Consider the following 15925-nt stretch of genomic DNA (forward strand, 5'->3'; position numbering starts at 1 on the left):
GTCACGCCCGACGATAGTTTGCAGGCGATTCAAATGCTTATGGGAAGCGACGGCCTATTGCGGTATTGCCGAATCTCAGGCCGGCACCTTGATGATCGCCCTCAGGCCGCCCAGCGGGCTGTCGTCCAGCGTGATGTCGCCGCCGTGGCTGCGGGCGATGTCGCGGGCAATAGCAAGGCCGAGGCCCGTGCCGCTGGCGTCCAGATTGCGGGCTTCGTCGAGCCGCACGAACGGCTTGAACACCTCTTCACGCTTTTCCGGGGGAATGCCCGGCCCGTTGTCGTCGACGACGACCGTCAGCGAACCGCGCGTATGCGTGGCGTTGACGCGAACTTCCTTGGCATAGCGGAAAGCGTTTCCGGTGATGTTGGCGAGAAGCCGGCTGAACGCGTTGGGGCGCACATGGATATCGCGGTCGCCGACGAGCGACGTGGCCAGCTTGCGCTCGCGCAGCTTGGCCTCTTCGCCAAGCTGATGGAAATAGGCATCGAGATCGAAGCGGCCGGGGTCTTCGGAGGCCTCGCCGCGGGCGAATTCGAGATAGCCTTCCAGCATCGACTGCATGTCGTCGATGTCCTGGTTGAGCGCTGCGAGGTCCGGCTTCTTGCCGGACAGCGCCAGTTGCAGCCTGAAGCGCGTGAGGATCGTTCTCAGATCGTGACTGACGCCGGTCAGCATCGCCGTGCGCTGCTCGATCTGGCGCTCGATGCGCTCGCGCATTTGGATGAAGGCGAAGCCGGCACGGCGCACTTCCTCGGCACCGCGCGGGCGGAAATCGCGCGGCATCGGGCGGCCCTTGCCGAAACTCTCGGCGGCTTCCGCGAGCGCCAGGATCGGCCTGATCTGGTTGCGCAGGAAAGGAATGGCGATCACCAGCAGCACCAGCGAGGTGCCGACCATCCAGATCAGGAAGATGTGGGTGTTCGACGCATAGGCCTGGCTGCGGCGCACGAAAACGCGCAGCACCTTGTTTTCGAGTTGGATGCGCACTTCGACGATGTTGGAGTTGCCGACGGTGTCGATCCAGAACGGCCGGTTGATCTGCCGCGTGATCTCCGACGACAGGATCTGGTCGAGGATCGAGAAGAATGGCTTCGGCCCCGGTGGCGGCAGGGGGTCGGGTGGCAGCAGATCGATCTTCAGCGAGAGCCGGTCCTGCGCGATGCGGATGACGTTGGCGTAGTCATCGTCATGCGGATAGGTCTCTATCATGTCGATGATGGCCGCGATGTCGCGGGTCACGGCCTGCGACAGTCGCAGCGTCACCGTCTGCCAGTGGCGTTCCATGAAGTTGAAGGCGACCACCGACTGCAACAGGATCATTGGCGTGATGATGATGATCAGCGAACGCGGATAAAGCCGCTTCGGCATGTAGAGCGAGACCAGCCGCCAGAAGCGTTTCCAGTTTTTCGGCACGGCGGCGACCGCGCGCCTGGCGCGCGCGACGATATTCTCGTTTCCCGGTCCGTTCAGTTCCGAAGTCGCCATCTGCCGTTTCCATCCGCCAATGGGGCAAAGCCATTGGAAGAGCCAGTCTATTCCACATGCGGACGGGCGGGAAGAGCCTAGAGAAATCAAACGGTTAGGCTTGCAAGTAAACTTACCCGCCGTTTGAATTCATTGCGTTATTTCGAAAGACGAAGGCGCAACATCGAACCCGGTCCGATCCGATCAATATAGGGAGTTCGGGCCGATTCCCAATCGGAAACGCGGGCGTCCGATAAAGACGCCCGACCGTTTCGGGCGCCTATTCGACGCTCAGCCGGTAGCCGATGCCGCGAACCGTCTGCAGCCAGACCGGATTGGACGGATCGCGCTCGATCTTGCGGCGCAGCCGGTTGATCTGAACGTCGATCGTGCGCTCGCCGACATCGGATTCGCCCGCCACCAGTTCGTGGCGCGGAATGGTTTCTCCGGCGCGCTCGGCAAAGATCGCAAGGATCTCCTGCTCGCGGTCGGTGAGTTTGAGCGGTTCGCCGCCCTTCTTCAGTTCGCGCTTGGCGATCTGGAAGGTGTAGGGGCCGAAGACCAGCTGCTCGACCTTGGGGGTGGCCGCCGGCCCGCCGCGGCGCAGGATATTGTTGATGCGCAGGATCAGCTCGCGTGGATCGAACGGCTTGGGCAGATAATCGTCGGCTCCGGCTTCCAGCCCGGTGATGCGGCTGTCGGTTTCCGACAAGGCCGTCAGCATCAGGATCGGCACGGATTTTTCGGCGCGCAGCGACTTGGTGAGGTCGACGCCGGTTTCGCCCGGCATCATGACATCGAGGATCAGCAGGTCGAAATCGAGCCCTGCGAGCTGGCGGCGCGCTTCGGCAGCGTTGCCGGCAACGGTGATGCGGAAGCCGTTCTCGCTCAGATACTGCTTCAGCAGGTTGCGGATGCGGGTGTCGTCGTCAACGACTAGGAGATGCGGCGCGTCGTCTTCCGGCACCACTGGATTGTCGGTGATCTCATTCGTCTCCATGGCTCTCCCTCGGCGCGTTTCCCGGCAGATTGTCAATCTGCGCTCTTAATTCCGGGTTGACCATCGCTTTCAGGAATCGCTCGATCCCTGCGCGTTCGGCCGTCTGTGCACTTTCCAATGCGGCATCGATGCGGCGTGACTGTGGCCGGGCAAGATCGAGCACGAGCGCGCGGCCTTTTTCGGTTGGATAAAGTTCGCGCTGACGCCGGTCGCGAGGTCCCTGTATCTGTATGACATGGCCGGTATCGATCAACTGCTTCAGGACGCGCGCAAGGCTTTGCTTGGTTATTTTCAGCACGTCGAGCAGTTCGGCGACCGTCAATCCGGGCATGCGGTTAACGAAATGCAGGATGCGATGATGCGCGCGGCCGAAGCCGTATTCTGCCAAAATCTGGTCCGGGTCGGACGTGAAATCCCGATAGGCGAAGAAGAGCAATTCGATGATGGCCAGATCGATGCCATCCTCGTTGGAGAGCGCGGTTCTGATTGGTTTGGCATCCTTGCCGTTACGATCTGCCATGGGTCTCCTGTGAGGTCGCTCAAATTTATGTCAGCCTTGTTGACATATTTTAGCGGTACTGGTAATTTTTGCCAAGCTTTTCGGCCAATTGCGAACGAAAAGGCAAGCTTCAGCCGTTTTTCCGGAACTTCGTGAGTTTGCCTTGTCGGTCATATCGCGCCGGGCTTCAAGCCATCAATCGACATTGTGGCTGGTGTATTTCGACCCCGAAACGTGCGTGGGCGAGGACCCGCTGGAGGATATCATGGCATCCGTTCCCTTCGATCAGCTGGATGGTTTCATCTGGATGAATGGTGAGTTCGTAAAGTGGGCCGATGCCAAGATTCACGTGCTGACGCACGGTTTGCACTATGCAAGTGCTGTATTCGAGGGCGAGCGCGCCTATGACGGCGAAATCTTCAAGCTGACCGAGCACACGGAGCGCCTGCATGAGTCGGCGCGCATTCTCGGCTTCACAATTCCCTATTCGGTCGCCGAGATCGACGACGCCTGCCGCGTGCTCCTGAAGAAGCAAGGTCTTCTGGACGCCTATGTGCGGCCGATCGCCTGGCGCGGTAGCGAGATGATGGGTGTTGCGGCACAAAGCAACCGTATCAACTGCGCGATCGCCATCTGGCAGTGGCCGAGCTATTTCGACCCGGCGCAGAAGCTGAAGGGCATCCGCCTCGACATGGCCGAATACCGCCGGCCCGACCCGCTCACAGCGCCGTCGAAGTCGAAGGCTGCCGGCCTCTATATGATCTGCACTCTGTCCAAGCATGCGGCTGAAGCCAAGGGCTATGCGGATGCGATGATGCTCGACTGGCGCGGCCAGGTGGCGGAGGCGACGGGCGCCAACATCTTCTTCGTCAAGGACGGCAAGCTCCACACGCCGAAGGCCGATTGCTTCCTCGACGGCATCACCCGCCGCACGGTGATGGGACTGGCCAAAGATCGCGGGATCGAAGTAATCGAGCGCGCGATCCTGCCGGAAGAGCTTGAGGGTTTTGAGCAATGCTTCCTGACCGGCACCGCGGCCGAAGTTACGCCGGTGTCCGAAGTCGGCCCATATAGCTTCCAGGTCGGTGAAATCGCCAAGACGCTGATGGAGGATTACTACGCCGCCGTTCAGCCCAGGCACGCGATTGCTGCCGAATAAGACCGCGTCTATCGGGACCAAAGAAGCGTTTTCTTGCGGGCAACCTTCGGGTTGCCCGTGTCATTTCAGCGGCTTGGCATTTGACTTTCGTCTAAATCGGCGTCTCATGATGCACATCGGCTCGCGCGAGTCGGTTTTACTGTTGGAGGGATAGTAATATGGAAGCGCTTCTTCCGATCATCATACAGCTGGTAACCGGCGCCATAGGCGGCCTCGGAGTTGGTGCGGCACTCAAGCAGGCAGCGATGAGTGCAGTGGTAAAAGTGATCTCGGGTGCCGTTGGCGGTGTGGCCGGCGGGCAGATTCTTACGAATGTTCTGAGTGATCCCAATGTTGCAGGCGCGCTGTCCGGCTCGCTCGGCAACGCAGTTGGCGGTGTGGTCGGCGGCGGCGTGCTGACGGCAATCGTCGGTGCCGTCATGGGCGCGATGAACAAGCGCTGAGCGCTACGAATTTCAGATCACGGGCGGTCTTCGGGCCGCCCGTTTTGTTTTGGCGATGCGGTGGACGCTGGGAACGATCCTGCATAAGTATCGCTTGAAAAAGCGAAAGGAAAATCATGGGTCAGCTCAATGCGGGCATCATTCCGGTCACTGCCTTCCAGCAGAATTGCACGATCCTGTTCGACACGGAGACCAAGTCGGGCGTCGTGGTCGATCCCGGCGGCGACATCGACCGTATACTGGCGGCGCTGAAGGACAACGGCATTACCATCACGGCGATCTGGCTGACCCATGGCCATATCGATCATGCGGGTGGCGCGATGGAGCTCAAGGAAAAGCTAGGCGTCGACATCATAGGACCGCATGAGGCCGACCAGTTCCTGCTCGACAATATCGAGACCCAGGCCGAGCGCTTTGGTCTGGCGAAGGACGAAGCGCGCAATTGCGTGCCGGATCGCTATCTCACCGAGGGCGAGACCGTTTCCTTCGGCGATCATGTTTTTGAAGTGCTGCATTGCCCGGGCCACGCGCCAGGCCACGTCGTTTATTACAATCGCGATGCGAAGTTCGCCCATGTCGGCGACGTGCTGTTTAGCGGCTCTGTCGGTCGCACAGACCTGCCGGGTGGCGATCACGAGGCGCTGATTTCCTCGATCAAGGACAAGCTTCTGCCGCTGGGTGACGATATCGGCTTCATCTGCGGCCACGGCCCGGGCGGGAAGTTCGGCGAGGAACGGCGCAGCAACCCGTTTCTCACTTGAATATCAACACTCCCTAGCTAGTCGCTAAACCGGCTCCTGCACGGCGGCGATGCGGCGATAGACGAAGGTGGTCGCATCGTTGCTGCCATCGGCGCGGGCGGTGGCCAGCGCATCCTCGATCAGCATGCTCATACGCGCATGGATCGGCGATTTCGCGCAGGCCGGGTCGGTGGCGGCCGGGTCGCCGGCGATTGCCATCGCCTGGCAGCGGCAGCCGCCCCAGTCGATCTCGCGGCGGTCGCAGCTTCGGCAGGGTTCCTGCATCCAGCCGGTGCCACGGAAGGCATTGAATGCCGGCGAGTCGGTCCAGATTTCGGCGAGCGAGCGGTCGCCGAAGCGTTCGAAGGTCAGCGAGCGGATCGTATGCGCGGCGTGGCAAGGCAGCACCGTGCCGTCGGGCGCGACCATGAAGGCGTCCCGCGCCCAGCCGCCCATGCAGGGCTTGGGGTAGGTTGCGAAGTAATCCGGCGTGACGAAATCGATGTTCATGATGCCGCGCAGGCGTTCGCGCGCCGCCTCGACGATCTCGACCTGCCGTTCTACCGAGGCCCGGTCAGGCATCAGCGCATCGCGATTGACCAGAGCCCAGCCCGAATATTGCACATTGGCGATTTCCAGCCGTTCGGCGCCGAGCGACAGCGCAAGCTCGATGAAATCCGGCACTTCCTCGATGTTGTGCCGGTGGATCGGCGCGTTGACGGTGAGCGGCAGGCCGGCCGCTTTTACGCGTCGCGCCGTTTCCAGCTTCTTCTCGTGGCTGCCGCGATTGTTGCCGATGCGCTCGGTGGTCGCGGCGCGCGCGCCCTGGAAACTCAATTGCACATGGTCGAGGCCGGCCTCGGCAAGCGCGCGGATGCGGCCTTCGGCAATGCCGACGCCGGCGGTGATGAGATTGGTGTAGACGCCGCGCGAGGAGAGCCCGGCCACCAGTTGTTCCAGATCTCGGCGCAAGGTCGGCTCGCCGCCGGAAAGATGGACCTGCAGAACGCCGAGATCGGCAGCCTGGCGGAACAGGTATAGCCAGGTCTGCGTGTCGAGTTCACGGTTGGCCTTCATCAGTTCCGTCGGATTGGAACAATAGGGGCATTGCAGCGGGCAGCGGTGGGTCAGTTCCGCCAGCATGCCGATCGGGGGCAGGAGAGGTTCGCTCATAGCTTCACCAGCAGGTTGTCGGACCATTCCTGGAGGAAGGCGGTGACGTCGCCGGCAACGTCTTCTTCCGGGGCGTCATATTCTGCCGCCAGATCCGAGATGAGGGTGCCTATGGTAGTACTGCCGTTGCAGCGGCGCAGAATGTCGAGGCTGATGTCGTTGGGCCAGAACACTTTCTCCGGCGATAGAACCGACCAGGCCTGCCGCACCGGATCGAACTGGATGCGGACATGGCGCGGCAGGGAAGGCGTCGCCTGGCTCGAGACAATCCTTCGTTCGCGGGTCAGTGTCATCCGCGCTCCTCCGGCCGGAAGGCCCCTGGCGGGATGTGGCCCGCCTCGCCATAGGCATGCATCAGCGCATCGAGCATTGCCCACAGTATATCGCATTTGAAGACCAGCGCATCGATTACCGATTGCTGGCGCTCGGGATTGTCGGCGTGGGCCAGCACATAGGCGAGCGCGAAATCGGAATCGCGCGAGGCCTGATCCGGGCGCGGCTTGAAATAGGCGAGGATGTCTTCGGTGACATAGTCGTATTTGGCCAGCATCGCGGGCACGCGCTCGGCGATGATGACCGGCGAAAACAGTTCCGTCAGCGAGGAGCCGACGGCTTCCAGCAGCGTGCGGTTGGTACAGAAGGAGAGATAGGCGCCGACCGCGAAGCGCGTCGCCGGAAGCGCCAGTCGTTCGCCGATTACGTCCTGCGCCGGCAGGCCGAGGCCGGTCGCCAGCTTGAGCCAGCGGGCGATGCCGCCGTTCCAGCCGTCTAAGCCGTCATGGTCCTCGATGCGCTTGCGCCATTCGGCGCGGAAGGCGGGGTCTTCGGCGCGTGCGAGGATCATCGCATCTTTGCGCGGAATGACCGACTGATAGCAGTAGCGGTTAAGCGCCCAGGCCTGCATCTGGCCCTTGGTCAGTGCGCCCTGCGTCATCTGGTGATGAAACGGGTGAAGGTTGTGATAGCGCTCGGCGCCGACCTGCCGCAGCACGGCTTCGAATTGCAGTTGGTTCAGCCCGTTCTTGGCGGCGTCGTGGAAATCGCTCACAATTCTATCTCCATGCCGTCATGGGCGACTTCCCAGCCAGCGGACCGGACCGCCGCATGCTCGTGCGAATTCTCATCGAGGACCGGATTGGTGTTGTTGATATGGACGAAGATGCGCCGGGAAATAGGCACATCCGCCAGCCGGGCGATCGAACCGCTTTCGCCTGACATCGCAAGGTGTCCCATGCGCGCTCCGGTTTTGGTGCCGACGCCTGCGGTCACCATCTCGTCGTCGGTATAGACCGTGCCGTCGAAGAGCAGGCAGGAAGCACCGGAAAGTCGCAGGCAGAGATCCGGGTCGACCCGTGCGCAGCCGGGAATGTAGAAAGCCGAGCTTTCCGGCCTGGAACCGGCGAGGCGAACAGCGATGGTATCGCCGCTCTCCGAGCCGAAATTGTCATTCGGGCGGCTGGCATCCTCAAGATAGAGTGCGATCTTGCCCGGCACGGCGAAAGTCTCGATGCGCACGCCGGTCTCGTTTCCTTCGGCGTCGTGAATGCTCGTCTCCTGGTTTTCCATGAGCCTGTGGCGCGGGACAATGGACGGATCGAGCACATTAAAGATCGAGTTCGCCCGCAAAGCCGACAGCACCTGCTCGGTGGCATAGATAGCGAATGGTTGGCGCTCGCGCAGGCTAAGCAACCCGGCGACATGATCGACGTCCGCATTCGTCAGCACCACGGCGCGGATAGGGGTGGAGCGCAACGCCTCGCCGGGCTGAGGCTGCAGTTCCGGCGTTTCCGCAATCTGCTGGCGGATATCGGGGGACGCATTGAAAAGCACCCAGCCCCACCCGTCGGCGGACGCGGCGAGACTGGATTGCGTCCTTGGTCTCACGCCTGCGTTGCCCGCACGTGCCGCACGGCTGAGCCGGTAGTTGCAGTTCCATTGCGGGAATCCGCCGCCCGCCGCCGATCCGATGATCTTCACGCGCATGGCGAAGTCCGTCTTGCAAATTTCCAGTCAACCACCACTCTTCCCTGCCAAGCACAATGCCTGCAAGGTCAAATTTCGAACCAATACGGCCCAAGCGGCATGAACGGCGCGTGCCCCTGCAAGCAGTGGGCACGCGCCTTTGTGGCCTACTTCTTGGGAGTGATTTCAGCAGGCAGATACCGCGAAATTTCCATTCCCGCCGATACCTGGCACATTGTAGGCTTCGTCCAGCTCTTCTTCATGTCTTCCTCCTTTGTACCGGCCCCAAAGGCCGATTCCTTCGATCGTCAACCATTGCCTTGGCACCTATGTGCAATGGTCCGTCCATAAATGGACTAATGAAACAGCAGGTGCTTAAATAGCTAAACAAACTTATGTGAACATCCGTTCCAAACTATCCGCCAGCCAGCGGCTTCTTCTCCTCCAGTGGAAATCCTGCTTTTTCCCAGCCATCGGCACCGGCCGGATACCAGATGACCGAGCTGTGGCCCCATTCGATCGCGCGCCGGGCAGCGTTCCAGGACATCCAGCAATCGGTCATGCAATAAAACAGGATCGCGCGGGCCTTGTCGTTGCCGGTATGCGCCGAAAGGCCGTCGCGGAAATAGGCTTCCTGCTCCTTCGTCAAGGCGCCGTAGCCGACATTAGCAAGCCATACGCTGCCGGGAATGTCGTTGCGGGGCTTGTCGCGCCAGATCGTCCCGGCCGGCAGGTTTGCCGGCTTGGGCGTGTTGGGCATGACGTCGAAGAAGACTGTCTTCTTCTCGCGCCACAAGGCTTCGGCTTCGGCCGTCGTCACCACCTGAGCGCCGTGCAGGGTCTCAGGCGTAGGGGCACGATATTCGTCCATGCGGTAGCCGTCCGGCTCGGCGACATCGCCGGCGAAAGCCGCCGGCAGATGCATCGAACTCAAAAGGCCCGCAACGAGCAGCAAGATTGTTCCCTTTCTTTTCGTCACTTTCGGCATTTCCGCCTTAAAAGCCGGCGCCACATGCGACCGGCAGATTTCAGCCTCTATTCCGTAATCGGTTGGTCGCGCTCATCGAGCAGCGGCACATTGTATTCAAGCAGGAGCTTGTTGATCTCGCTTTGGTTGTCCTTGATGAAGTTGTTCAGCGTGCGTTTCCATTCCTGATCCGAAGGGCGCACGCCCATGGTGATGCGATAGACCATGCGCGAGCCGGTCTTTTCCTTGACCAGCGGCACGACGGCGAGATCGGCATTCGCCTGCTTGGCATAGTAGCCGGCCATCGGTCCCCACAGCACGGCCACATCGATGACACCGGCAAGCATGTCCTTGATCATGACCTCGGCCATGGAAGGTGCAAGCCGCGTATCCACCATAAGCGGGTAGTTCTTGGCCTTTTTCATCAGCTTGGCGGCAGCCATGTTCGCCGATGGCGGCGTGCCGCCGACGATGCCGAGCCGCTTGTCGGCAAGCTTCGGGTCTTCGATCGTCTCGACACCGTCGAGATCGCCGCCCTTCTTGTAAACCATCACATAGGTCGAGCGGTAATAGGCGTTGGTGTTCTGCACCAGCTCGTCGCCCTGGGCGTAGCCCATGATGATGTCGCAGCGATTGGCCCGCAGCGTGTTGCGCACGAAGCCGGTGGCCATCGGAAACCATGTGTAGGACACGGACTTGCGCCCGAGCTTGGATGCGACGAGCTCGGCGAGCTTGTTTTCAAAACCCTGGCCGTTCTCGTCGGTGAAAGGCATGTTGGAAGGGTCGGCGCAAACGCGCAGCACGTCCGGGTCGACCAGTTCGCCGGCAGCACCCAGGCCGGCACCTTGCGCGAAGGCGGAGCCGGGCAGGGCGACCGTCAGCGCCAGGGCAGCGAAGGCCCATCGAAGACGGAAAGATTTGTGCCCCAATGCCATCATCCACCCATGCATGAAGATTCGTGGTCTTTCGCCGCCTGAGGCTTGTCGGCCTTCTTGGCCGGACGTCCGCGCGGCAGATCACCGACGGCGCGGGCGCGCAGGTAGACGTAGAGGTCGTCCATGTAGCAATAGACGTTCTTGTTGTCGCCGAAGGCCGGCATCACGTTTTCCTTGCCGCCGCCGACATTCTTGCGGCCCTCTGCAACGATGGAAAGGAAGGTTCCGTAGTCCATCGTCTTGAGCGAATCGGCCAATGCAGGCGCGTAGCTCGAACCGACGCCATCCGGGCCGTGGCAGACGTGGCAGTCGGAATTGAAGCGGCGGTAGCCGCTGAAGGTATACCAGTCGACAGTGCCGTCGTCCTGAATCTTGTATGTCGGAGTTCCGTCCGCATCGGCATATTTCCCATCATCGTCGGAGACTGCCGCCGCCTTTTCCTTGCTATCTTGTGCCTGTGCCGGACCAGTGCCGGCGACCGCAAGAAGGGAGAGGGCGAGTGCGGAGAATACGATGCGAACAGACATTCAAAACCTCATGTTTCAACGCGCGTCACGGCACGAACCGTTTTTCGAAGTTTCTGTGCGGCACGTGCCTATGTCAGTGAAGGCGAGAGCCCGGGACGGATTGTCGGTTCGTTCCGGGCTCTCTTTGCTCAATGTCTTGCAAGGGCAAGACGGTTCAGTTGCTCAGCTCCGGACGATCAGTCCGGAAGGCCGAAGACGGTCAGCTGACCACCGAGCGTGGTGTATTCAGCCAATCCGGCGTAGCCACCGACGGCTCCAAGACCTGCCGTGCCGACCACTGCAGACTCATCGCCCTGGGCGCGGCCCTGGTCGACCGCACCGTGCCATGCAGCTGCATTTTCAGGCGCCAGCAGTCCGCCAGCCAGACCGATGCCGGCCCAGCCGCCAACGCCCGACAGAACGGCAATGTACTGCTTGCCCTTATGTTCGAAGGTGTTGATGTTGCCGATGATGCCGGAAGGGGTCTTGAACTTGTAGAGTTCCTTGCCGTCCTTATCGACTGCCTTGATGTAGCCTTCGAGCGTGCCGTAGAAGACAACGTCGCCTTCGGTGGCAAGAGCGCCTGACCAGACCGAGAACTGCTCGGGCTTGGACCAGACGATTTCACCCTTGGCAGCGTCCCAGGCGATGAAGTTGCCCATGCCGCCATGGCTGTCGGGTGCCGGATACATCGACACCGTGGCGCCGACATAAGGCTGACCAGCGGTGTAGCTTACCCGGTAGGGCTCATAGTCCATGCAGACGTGGTTGGTCGGCACATAGAACAGACCAGTCTTCGGCGAATAGGCTGCCGGCTGCTGGTCCTTCGTGCCAAGTGCCGCCGGGCAGATGCCCGTTGAGTTGGTGTCTTCGCCATTCTGCTGGGTCGAGTATTTGGCGACGACCTGCGGGCGGCCATACTGGTCGCTCTTGGGGTCCATAATGACTTCCGTCGCCCAGTTCACCTTCGGGTCGTATTTCTTGGCGACCAGAAGTTCGCCCGATCCACGATCCATCGTGTAGGCGAAGCCGTTACGGTCGAAATGCACGAGCACGTCGTGTTTTGCGCCGTTCACGTCCATGCCGTCGACGAGGATCATCTCGTTGACGCCGTCATAGTCCCACTCGTCATGCGGGGTCATCTGATAGAGCCACTTGGCAACACCAGTATCCGCATCGCGGGCCATGATGGTCATCGACCAGCGATTGTCGCCGGGGCGCTGCACAGGGTTCCAGGTCGAAGGATTGCCGGTGCCGTAGTAGACGAGGTTCAGCTTCGGATCATAGGCATACCAGCCCCAGGTCGCGCCGCCGCCCGTCTTCCACTGCTCGCCTTCCCAGGTGTTGGTGCCGGAATCCGGGCCAACTGGCTTGCCGAGCTGCGTGGTCTTTTCAGGATCGATCAGCGTGTCCTTGTCCGGGCCCATCGAGTAGGCCTTCCAGGCAACCGAGCCGTCCTTCAGGTTGTAGGCGGCAGTCCAGCCGCGAACGCCGAATTCACCGCCGGAGATACCGATGATGACCTTGTCCTTGACGACCATTGGTGCGGCCGTGCCGGATTCGCCCTTGCTGCCGTCGGCAGCTTCGCCGTTCTTGACCGACCATGCGACCTTGCCGGTCTTGGCGTCCAGCGCCGTAACCGTCGTGTCCGCCTGGTTGATGATGATCTTGCCGTCACCGTAGGCTACGCCGCGATTGACCGTGTCGCAGCACATGATCGGGATGACGTTCGGATCCTGCTTGGGTTCATACTTCCAGAGAATCTTGCCATCGTTGTTCAGGTCGAGTGCGTAAACGATGTTCGGGAAAGGCGTGTGCACATACATCACGTCGCCTATCACAAGCGGCCCGCCTTCATGGCCGCGCAACACGCCAGTGGAGAACGTCCACTTGACCTGCAGGTTCTTCACATTCTCGGCAGTGATCTCTTTAAGCTTGGAGAAGCGGGTATTGGCGTAGTCGCCCGTAGGCATCGCCCAGTTCTTGGCGTCGTCCGCCAGTTTTATCAAGTCGTCGTTGGCCAGTGCTCCATAAGCCGTGGTGCAGGTCAGAAACGCCGCGGCTAATGAAACGTACTTAGCTTTCTTGAGTACACGCATTCGAAATCCTCCCGGGGTTCACAATCAGGAATCGACCGTCTCGCCCACGAGGGCTTGCCCAAGCGATTCATGTGGGGGAAGTATTTCCGGCAGCGTGTCACGACCTAAGCCAGATAAGCAGAGGGCACCGTTACCGCCCACCTCACTTGGCCTACGAAAGACTGTCGCCGCTCCCTAATGACGGTGACGCCCTTGAAGCCGGAAACAAGGAAAGGCTATGTCATAAAAATTTCCAAGGCAAGCGGAAACACCCGGTTTTATATTGCAGTGCAATATAACATATGCCGCGTTGCAATATAAATTATTCTGAACTTTTGCGAAGTGAATATTAGATAACCATTGTCTCTATAATTGCGTTGGTAGGCTTAAATTCTATCATTTAATGATCTTGTAAACAGAATTAATCCTGTATTTCTTCTTGTATATTTTGAGTTTTCACGCGTGCAAGCATGAAGTGTATCGAGCGGGCCAAACTAGTGCTGGTGGGTGAAACAATGGCTTGGTTTTGATTTTTTATGGTTGCGATACATGCCGCCGAAACAGGGCCTTTGGACGGATTTAACGTCCGACAGGCCACCGGTGGCCACATCCTCCTTTGGTCCTATATGGCAAGTTGACCGATCGGATCACATATTGCCAACTGGCAAAACACGGGAGGATTTGACCATGTTTTCGAGATTGCCGATCTTTCTGGCTACGGCCATCACCTTTGCAGGAGTCGTTCCGTCTTATGCGGAGAGCGACTACCCGACCTCGGCCCTGGCCGATTACGTCTATGGCTGCATGAAATCCAACGGCGAGACCCGCGACATGCTCGATCGCTGCTCATGCTCGATCGATGTGATCGCCTCGGTCATTCCCTATGACCATTACGTCACGGCCGAGACTTTCAAGCGCATGGGCCTGACAACGGGCGAGGCGTCCGGGCTGTTCAAGGAAAGCGCGGTGGCAAAGGCGTCCCTCACCGAACTGAAGAGGGCGCAGGCGGAAGCCGATATCCGCTGCTTCTGATAGGCCGCCTGCTAGCTCTACTCTGCCGGTCATCTGACGCGGCAGAGTGAGTTCTCAACGGCTTATAGTCCGGTCGCCTCCAGCGGCCACTGGTTGCGGAACACGTTGCCGTCGGTGTCGGTTGCCTCGACGCGGATTTCGTCACTTCCGGCCGGCTTGTAGTCGAAGCGGAAGTTCGGATCCTCGGAAATAGAAATCCCGCCCTCCATGCTCAGAATCTGGCGATTCCCTTGAGAAATCAGCAGCTTCTGGACGAAATGCGGCGGGATGAAATACTGGGTCACCGGGTCCTTCTGCAGTCCGGAATTGTTCGGATGACGAATCATCAGCTGCAGTTCCGGGACCTTGGCGCCGCTCGAGGCATCCTCTGCGAACTGACGCAGTTTCATCTGGCCCATGGTCTTCTTCGCCTCGTCCGCGTTCTTGACCGCTGGGGCCGAGCAGCCGCCGGATGCCTTGACGTAGGTCTGGACCATATGGAGTTCGCCGGCCTGCGTCTCGGCAATCGCGCGGATGTAGGAATAGTCGTTGACCCGCATGCGCGTCGCCAGATGGGTGATGCCGGAATCCTTGCCGAACTGGAACGTCGCCGCGACCGGGGCGGGATTGACGTCGACGATGACGGTTATGGCTTTCACACCGTTCGGTGCCTTTGCCGGGTCGATATAGATATCGATCGGGACAAGGGCTGCGTCCTGCGCACGCTTGGGTGCTTCAAGCCTGATGACGCCGGTGTCGAGCTTGATGGCGCGATCACCGAAAACGTCGGGCTTCAACCCGTCCCATATCTTGCTGGCAGGCGGGCTAGCGGTTTCTGCATACGCTGCCCCCGGCAAGCTGCCGGCCATGCCAGCAAGGCAAGCCGTTACCGCCGCTATTCGCGCGTGACGTAGAATGTGCATTTCAATGCCTCCACCAGATCGAGAGGTGGTGCCCAGGCTAATTGGAATCATATTCCCCGATCGACCGCTTGGCAAATCGATCTGTTTCACGTTGCAGTGTCATTCCCATTCCAGCTCGGCATAGGCGGTCGTCGCGTTGCGCTCATTGTAGTCGTCGAATAGCGACCAGTTGTCCTTCTCGCTCAGACCGGCGGTCTTGACCGCTTCGCTGAGCGGCGTGCCTTTGGCAATCGCATCCCTCAGGTCCATGGCCAGTGCCTGGAAATAGCGAAGCTCGGGAACAAGCGCGTCCGGCCAGTCCGATGGAACCGGGCCATGGCCCGGAATTGCGCGCGCTGCTTTGACATCCGACAGCGTGCCCATCTGGTCTATCCAGCCGAGAAAGGAGCCGTCGAGCGTCGGCAGGTGCCCCCTGAAGACGAGATCGCCGGTGAAGAATGTCTTGGTGGCGGTGTCGAAAACGGTGAGATCGTTGTCGGTATGGGCGGGCTTCCAGGCGCGCAGCTCGATGCTGCGTCCGCCGAGGTCGAGGGTCATCGGATCGGTGACGACGACCGTCGGCGGCACGATCTCGATACCTTTCATCAGGCCGTCGCCGATCTGGTTTCGATAGCTCTGCAGGTAGAACGCGCCTCGTGCTTCCAGCGCGCGTGGCAGGTTGTGATGACCGACGATCGTCGCGCCGATATCGCGGAAGGCGGCATTGCCGAAAATGTGGTCGGGATGCATATGCGTTGAGATCAGGTACTTTATGGGCCTGTCGGTGACCTCGCGGATGGTGGCGATGAAAGCCTCGGCCTCGATCAGGCTGCCGCCGCTGTCGACTACGGCAACGGCTTCCTTGCCGACGATGACGCCGAGATTGCAGATCGCGCCCTGGTTGGCCTCCGTCATCAGCTCGTTCAGACCGGAGAAGGCGTAGATACCGTCGCCGATGTCCTTGAGCACGAAATCGCGGCCGGCGGCGATCGCCGGCAGGCAACAGGGCGGCAGGAAAGCGCCGGCGCCTACACAGGCAAATCCCTTTACCATCTTTCGCCGGAAGAGATCGGTTCTCATGGG

The 15925-nt window shown here is 60.4% G+C and carries 17 protein-coding genes; 4 read left to right on the forward strand and 13 right to left on the reverse strand.

What is annotated here, in order from left to right; translation table 11 throughout:
* Nucleotides 1-75 precede the first annotated feature (75 nt).
* The 3 genes from WBQ96_RS19540 to WBQ96_RS19550 all read right to left on the reverse strand — a co-directional run bounded on the left by WBQ96_RS19540 (nucleotide 76) and on the right by WBQ96_RS19550 (nucleotide 2987).
* Nucleotides 76-1488, reverse strand: a complete 1413-nt coding sequence (locus WBQ96_RS19540; RefSeq protein WP_336553340.1) for an ATP-binding protein — start codon at nucleotides 1486-1488, stop codon at nucleotides 76-78.
* Between the two features lie 259 nt (nucleotides 1489-1747).
* On the reverse strand, nucleotides 1748-2467 hold the full coding sequence (locus tag WBQ96_RS19545; RefSeq protein WP_336553338.1) for a response regulator transcription factor: 720 nt from the start codon (nucleotides 2465-2467) through the stop codon (nucleotides 1748-1750).
* On the reverse strand, nucleotides 2454-2987 hold the full coding sequence (locus tag WBQ96_RS19550; RefSeq protein WP_336553337.1) for a MarR family winged helix-turn-helix transcriptional regulator: 534 nt from the start codon (nucleotides 2985-2987) through the stop codon (nucleotides 2454-2456). The genes WBQ96_RS19545 and WBQ96_RS19550 overlap by 14 nt, the downstream gene beginning before the upstream one ends.
* Before the next feature lie 244 nt (nucleotides 2988-3231).
* Here WBQ96_RS19550 and WBQ96_RS19555 point away from each other — a divergent pair, with 244 nt between their 5' ends.
* The 3 genes from WBQ96_RS19555 to WBQ96_RS19565 all read left to right on the forward strand — a co-directional run bounded on the left by WBQ96_RS19555 (nucleotide 3232) and on the right by WBQ96_RS19565 (nucleotide 5329).
* A complete protein-coding gene (locus WBQ96_RS19555) occupies nucleotides 3232-4125 on the forward strand; it encodes a branched-chain amino acid aminotransferase (RefSeq protein WP_336553335.1) in 894 nt (297 codons plus the stop codon).
* Nucleotides 4126-4283: 158 nt separating this feature from the next.
* Entirely contained in the window at nucleotides 4284-4568 is a 285-nt protein-coding gene (locus WBQ96_RS19560) for a hypothetical protein (protein ID WP_336553333.1), read from the forward strand.
* Nucleotides 4569-4684: 116 nt separating this feature from the next.
* Nucleotides 4685-5329: an MBL fold metallo-hydrolase gene (locus WBQ96_RS19565; protein ID WP_165116658.1), complete on the forward strand. Its 645-nt coding sequence runs from the start codon at nucleotides 4685-4687 to the stop codon at nucleotides 5327-5329.
* A gap of 24 nt (nucleotides 5330-5353) precedes the next feature.
* On the opposite strand, the gene pqqE is transcribed toward WBQ96_RS19565, so the two are convergent.
* The 8 genes from pqqE to WBQ96_RS19605 all read right to left on the reverse strand — a co-directional run bounded on the left by pqqE (nucleotide 5354) and on the right by WBQ96_RS19605 (nucleotide 12950).
* Nucleotides 5354-6481: a pyrroloquinoline quinone biosynthesis protein PqqE gene (gene pqqE, locus WBQ96_RS19570; protein WP_336553331.1), complete on the reverse strand. Its 1128-nt coding sequence runs from the start codon at nucleotides 6479-6481 to the stop codon at nucleotides 5354-5356.
* Complete coding sequence (pqqD, locus tag WBQ96_RS19575) at nucleotides 6478-6774, reverse strand: pyrroloquinoline quinone biosynthesis peptide chaperone PqqD (protein ID WP_165116656.1); 297 nt, start codon at nucleotides 6772-6774, stop codon at nucleotides 6478-6480. Before pqqD ends, pqqE begins: the two co-directional genes overlap by 4 nt.
* Complete coding sequence (gene pqqC / locus WBQ96_RS19580) at nucleotides 6771-7529, reverse strand: pyrroloquinoline-quinone synthase PqqC (protein ID WP_336553329.1); 759 nt, start codon at nucleotides 7527-7529, stop codon at nucleotides 6771-6773. Before pqqC ends, pqqD begins: the two co-directional genes overlap by 4 nt.
* The gene (gene pqqB, locus WBQ96_RS19585) at nucleotides 7526-8464 is read right to left on the reverse strand and encodes a pyrroloquinoline quinone biosynthesis protein PqqB (RefSeq protein ID WP_336553327.1); all 939 of its coding nucleotides are present in this window, start codon (nucleotides 8462-8464) and stop codon (nucleotides 7526-7528) included. Before pqqB ends, pqqC begins: the two co-directional genes overlap by 4 nt.
* A gap of 394 nt (nucleotides 8465-8858) precedes the next feature.
* Nucleotides 8859-9431, reverse strand: a complete 573-nt coding sequence (locus tag WBQ96_RS19590) for a PQQ-dependent catabolism-associated CXXCW motif protein (RefSeq protein WP_442920866.1) — start codon at nucleotides 9429-9431, stop codon at nucleotides 8859-8861.
* A 47-nt stretch (nucleotides 9432-9478) separates the two neighbouring features.
* Nucleotides 9479-10339 carry a substrate-binding domain-containing protein gene (locus WBQ96_RS19595; RefSeq protein WP_341286336.1) on the reverse strand — a complete coding sequence of 287 codons (861 nt, stop codon included), beginning with the start codon at nucleotides 10337-10339 and terminating at the stop codon, nucleotides 9479-9481.
* Nucleotides 10340-10344: 5 nt separating this feature from the next.
* The gene (locus WBQ96_RS19600; protein ID WP_336553324.1) at nucleotides 10345-10872 is read right to left on the reverse strand and encodes a c-type cytochrome, methanol metabolism-related; all 528 of its coding nucleotides are present in this window, start codon (nucleotides 10870-10872) and stop codon (nucleotides 10345-10347) included.
* Nucleotides 10873-11048: 176 nt separating this feature from the next.
* Complete coding sequence (locus WBQ96_RS19605) at nucleotides 11049-12950, reverse strand: methanol/ethanol family PQQ-dependent dehydrogenase (RefSeq protein ID WP_336553322.1); 1902 nt, start codon at nucleotides 12948-12950, stop codon at nucleotides 11049-11051.
* A 666-nt stretch (nucleotides 12951-13616) separates the two neighbouring features.
* Between WBQ96_RS19605 and WBQ96_RS19610 the strand changes: the two genes are divergently transcribed.
* Entirely contained in the window at nucleotides 13617-13961 is a 345-nt protein-coding gene (locus tag WBQ96_RS19610; RefSeq protein WP_165116640.1) for a hypothetical protein, read from the forward strand.
* Nucleotides 13962-14023: 62 nt separating this feature from the next.
* Here the strand turns inward: WBQ96_RS19610 and WBQ96_RS19615 are convergent, their stop codons facing one another.
* Nucleotides 14024-14863, reverse strand: a complete 840-nt coding sequence (locus WBQ96_RS19615; RefSeq protein WP_336553320.1) for a quinoprotein dehydrogenase-associated SoxYZ-like carrier — start codon at nucleotides 14861-14863, stop codon at nucleotides 14024-14026.
* A 99-nt stretch (nucleotides 14864-14962) separates the two neighbouring features.
* Entirely contained in the window at nucleotides 14963-15922 is a 960-nt protein-coding gene (locus tag WBQ96_RS19620) for a quinoprotein relay system zinc metallohydrolase 2 (protein ID WP_336553318.1), read from the reverse strand.
* Between the last annotated feature and the right edge of the window lie 3 nt (nucleotides 15923-15925).

It is taken from the genome of Mesorhizobium sp. CCNWLY176 (assembly GCF_037153935.1).
Taxonomy (GTDB): domain Bacteria; phylum Pseudomonadota; class Alphaproteobacteria; order Rhizobiales; family Rhizobiaceae; genus Mesorhizobium_M; species Mesorhizobium_M zhangyense.

What these genes read in the sequence shown, in the direction of transcription:
- WBQ96_RS19540 (WP_336553340.1), bottom strand. Translation starts at nt 1,488, where the DNA reads ATGGCGACTTCGGAACTGAACGGACCGGGAAACGAGAATATCGTCGCG.
- WBQ96_RS19545 (WP_336553338.1), bottom strand. Translation starts at nt 2,467, where the DNA reads ATGGAGACGAATGAGATCACCGACAATCCAGTGGTGCCGGAAGACGAC.
- WBQ96_RS19550 (WP_336553337.1), bottom strand. Translation starts at nt 2,987, where the DNA reads ATGGCAGATCGTAACGGCAAGGATGCCAAACCAATCAGAACCGCGCTC.
- WBQ96_RS19555 (WP_336553335.1), top strand. Translation starts at nt 3,232, where the DNA reads ATGGCATCCGTTCCCTTCGATCAGCTGGATGGTTTCATCTGGATGAAT.
- WBQ96_RS19560 (WP_336553333.1), top strand. Translation starts at nt 4,284, where the DNA reads ATGGAAGCGCTTCTTCCGATCATCATACAGCTGGTAACCGGCGCCATA.
- WBQ96_RS19565 (WP_165116658.1), top strand. Translation starts at nt 4,685, where the DNA reads ATGGGTCAGCTCAATGCGGGCATCATTCCGGTCACTGCCTTCCAGCAG.
- pqqE (WP_336553331.1), bottom strand. Translation starts at nt 6,481, where the DNA reads ATGAGCGAACCTCTCCTGCCCCCGATCGGCATGCTGGCGGAACTGACC.
- pqqD (WP_165116656.1), bottom strand. Translation starts at nt 6,774, where the DNA reads ATGACACTGACCCGCGAACGAAGGATTGTCTCGAGCCAGGCGACGCCT.
- pqqB (WP_336553327.1), bottom strand. Translation starts at nt 8,464, where the DNA reads ATGCGCGTGAAGATCATCGGATCGGCGGCGGGCGGCGGATTCCCGCAA.
- WBQ96_RS19590 (WP_442920866.1), bottom strand. Translation starts at nt 9,431, where the DNA reads ATGCCGAAAGTGACGAAAAGAAAGGGAACAATCTTGCTGCTCGTTGCG.
- WBQ96_RS19600 (WP_336553324.1), bottom strand. Translation starts at nt 10,872, where the DNA reads ATGTCTGTTCGCATCGTATTCTCCGCACTCGCCCTCTCCCTTCTTGCG.
- WBQ96_RS19605 (WP_336553322.1), bottom strand. Translation starts at nt 12,950, where the DNA reads ATGCGTGTACTCAAGAAAGCTAAGTACGTTTCATTAGCCGCGGCGTTT.
- WBQ96_RS19610 (WP_165116640.1), top strand. Translation starts at nt 13,617, where the DNA reads ATGTTTTCGAGATTGCCGATCTTTCTGGCTACGGCCATCACCTTTGCA.
- WBQ96_RS19615 (WP_336553320.1), bottom strand. Translation starts at nt 14,863, where the DNA reads ATGCACATTCTACGTCACGCGCGAATAGCGGCGGTAACGGCTTGCCTT.
- WBQ96_RS19620 (WP_336553318.1), bottom strand. Translation starts at nt 15,922, where the DNA reads ATGAGAACCGATCTCTTCCGGCGAAAGATGGTAAAGGGATTTGCCTGT.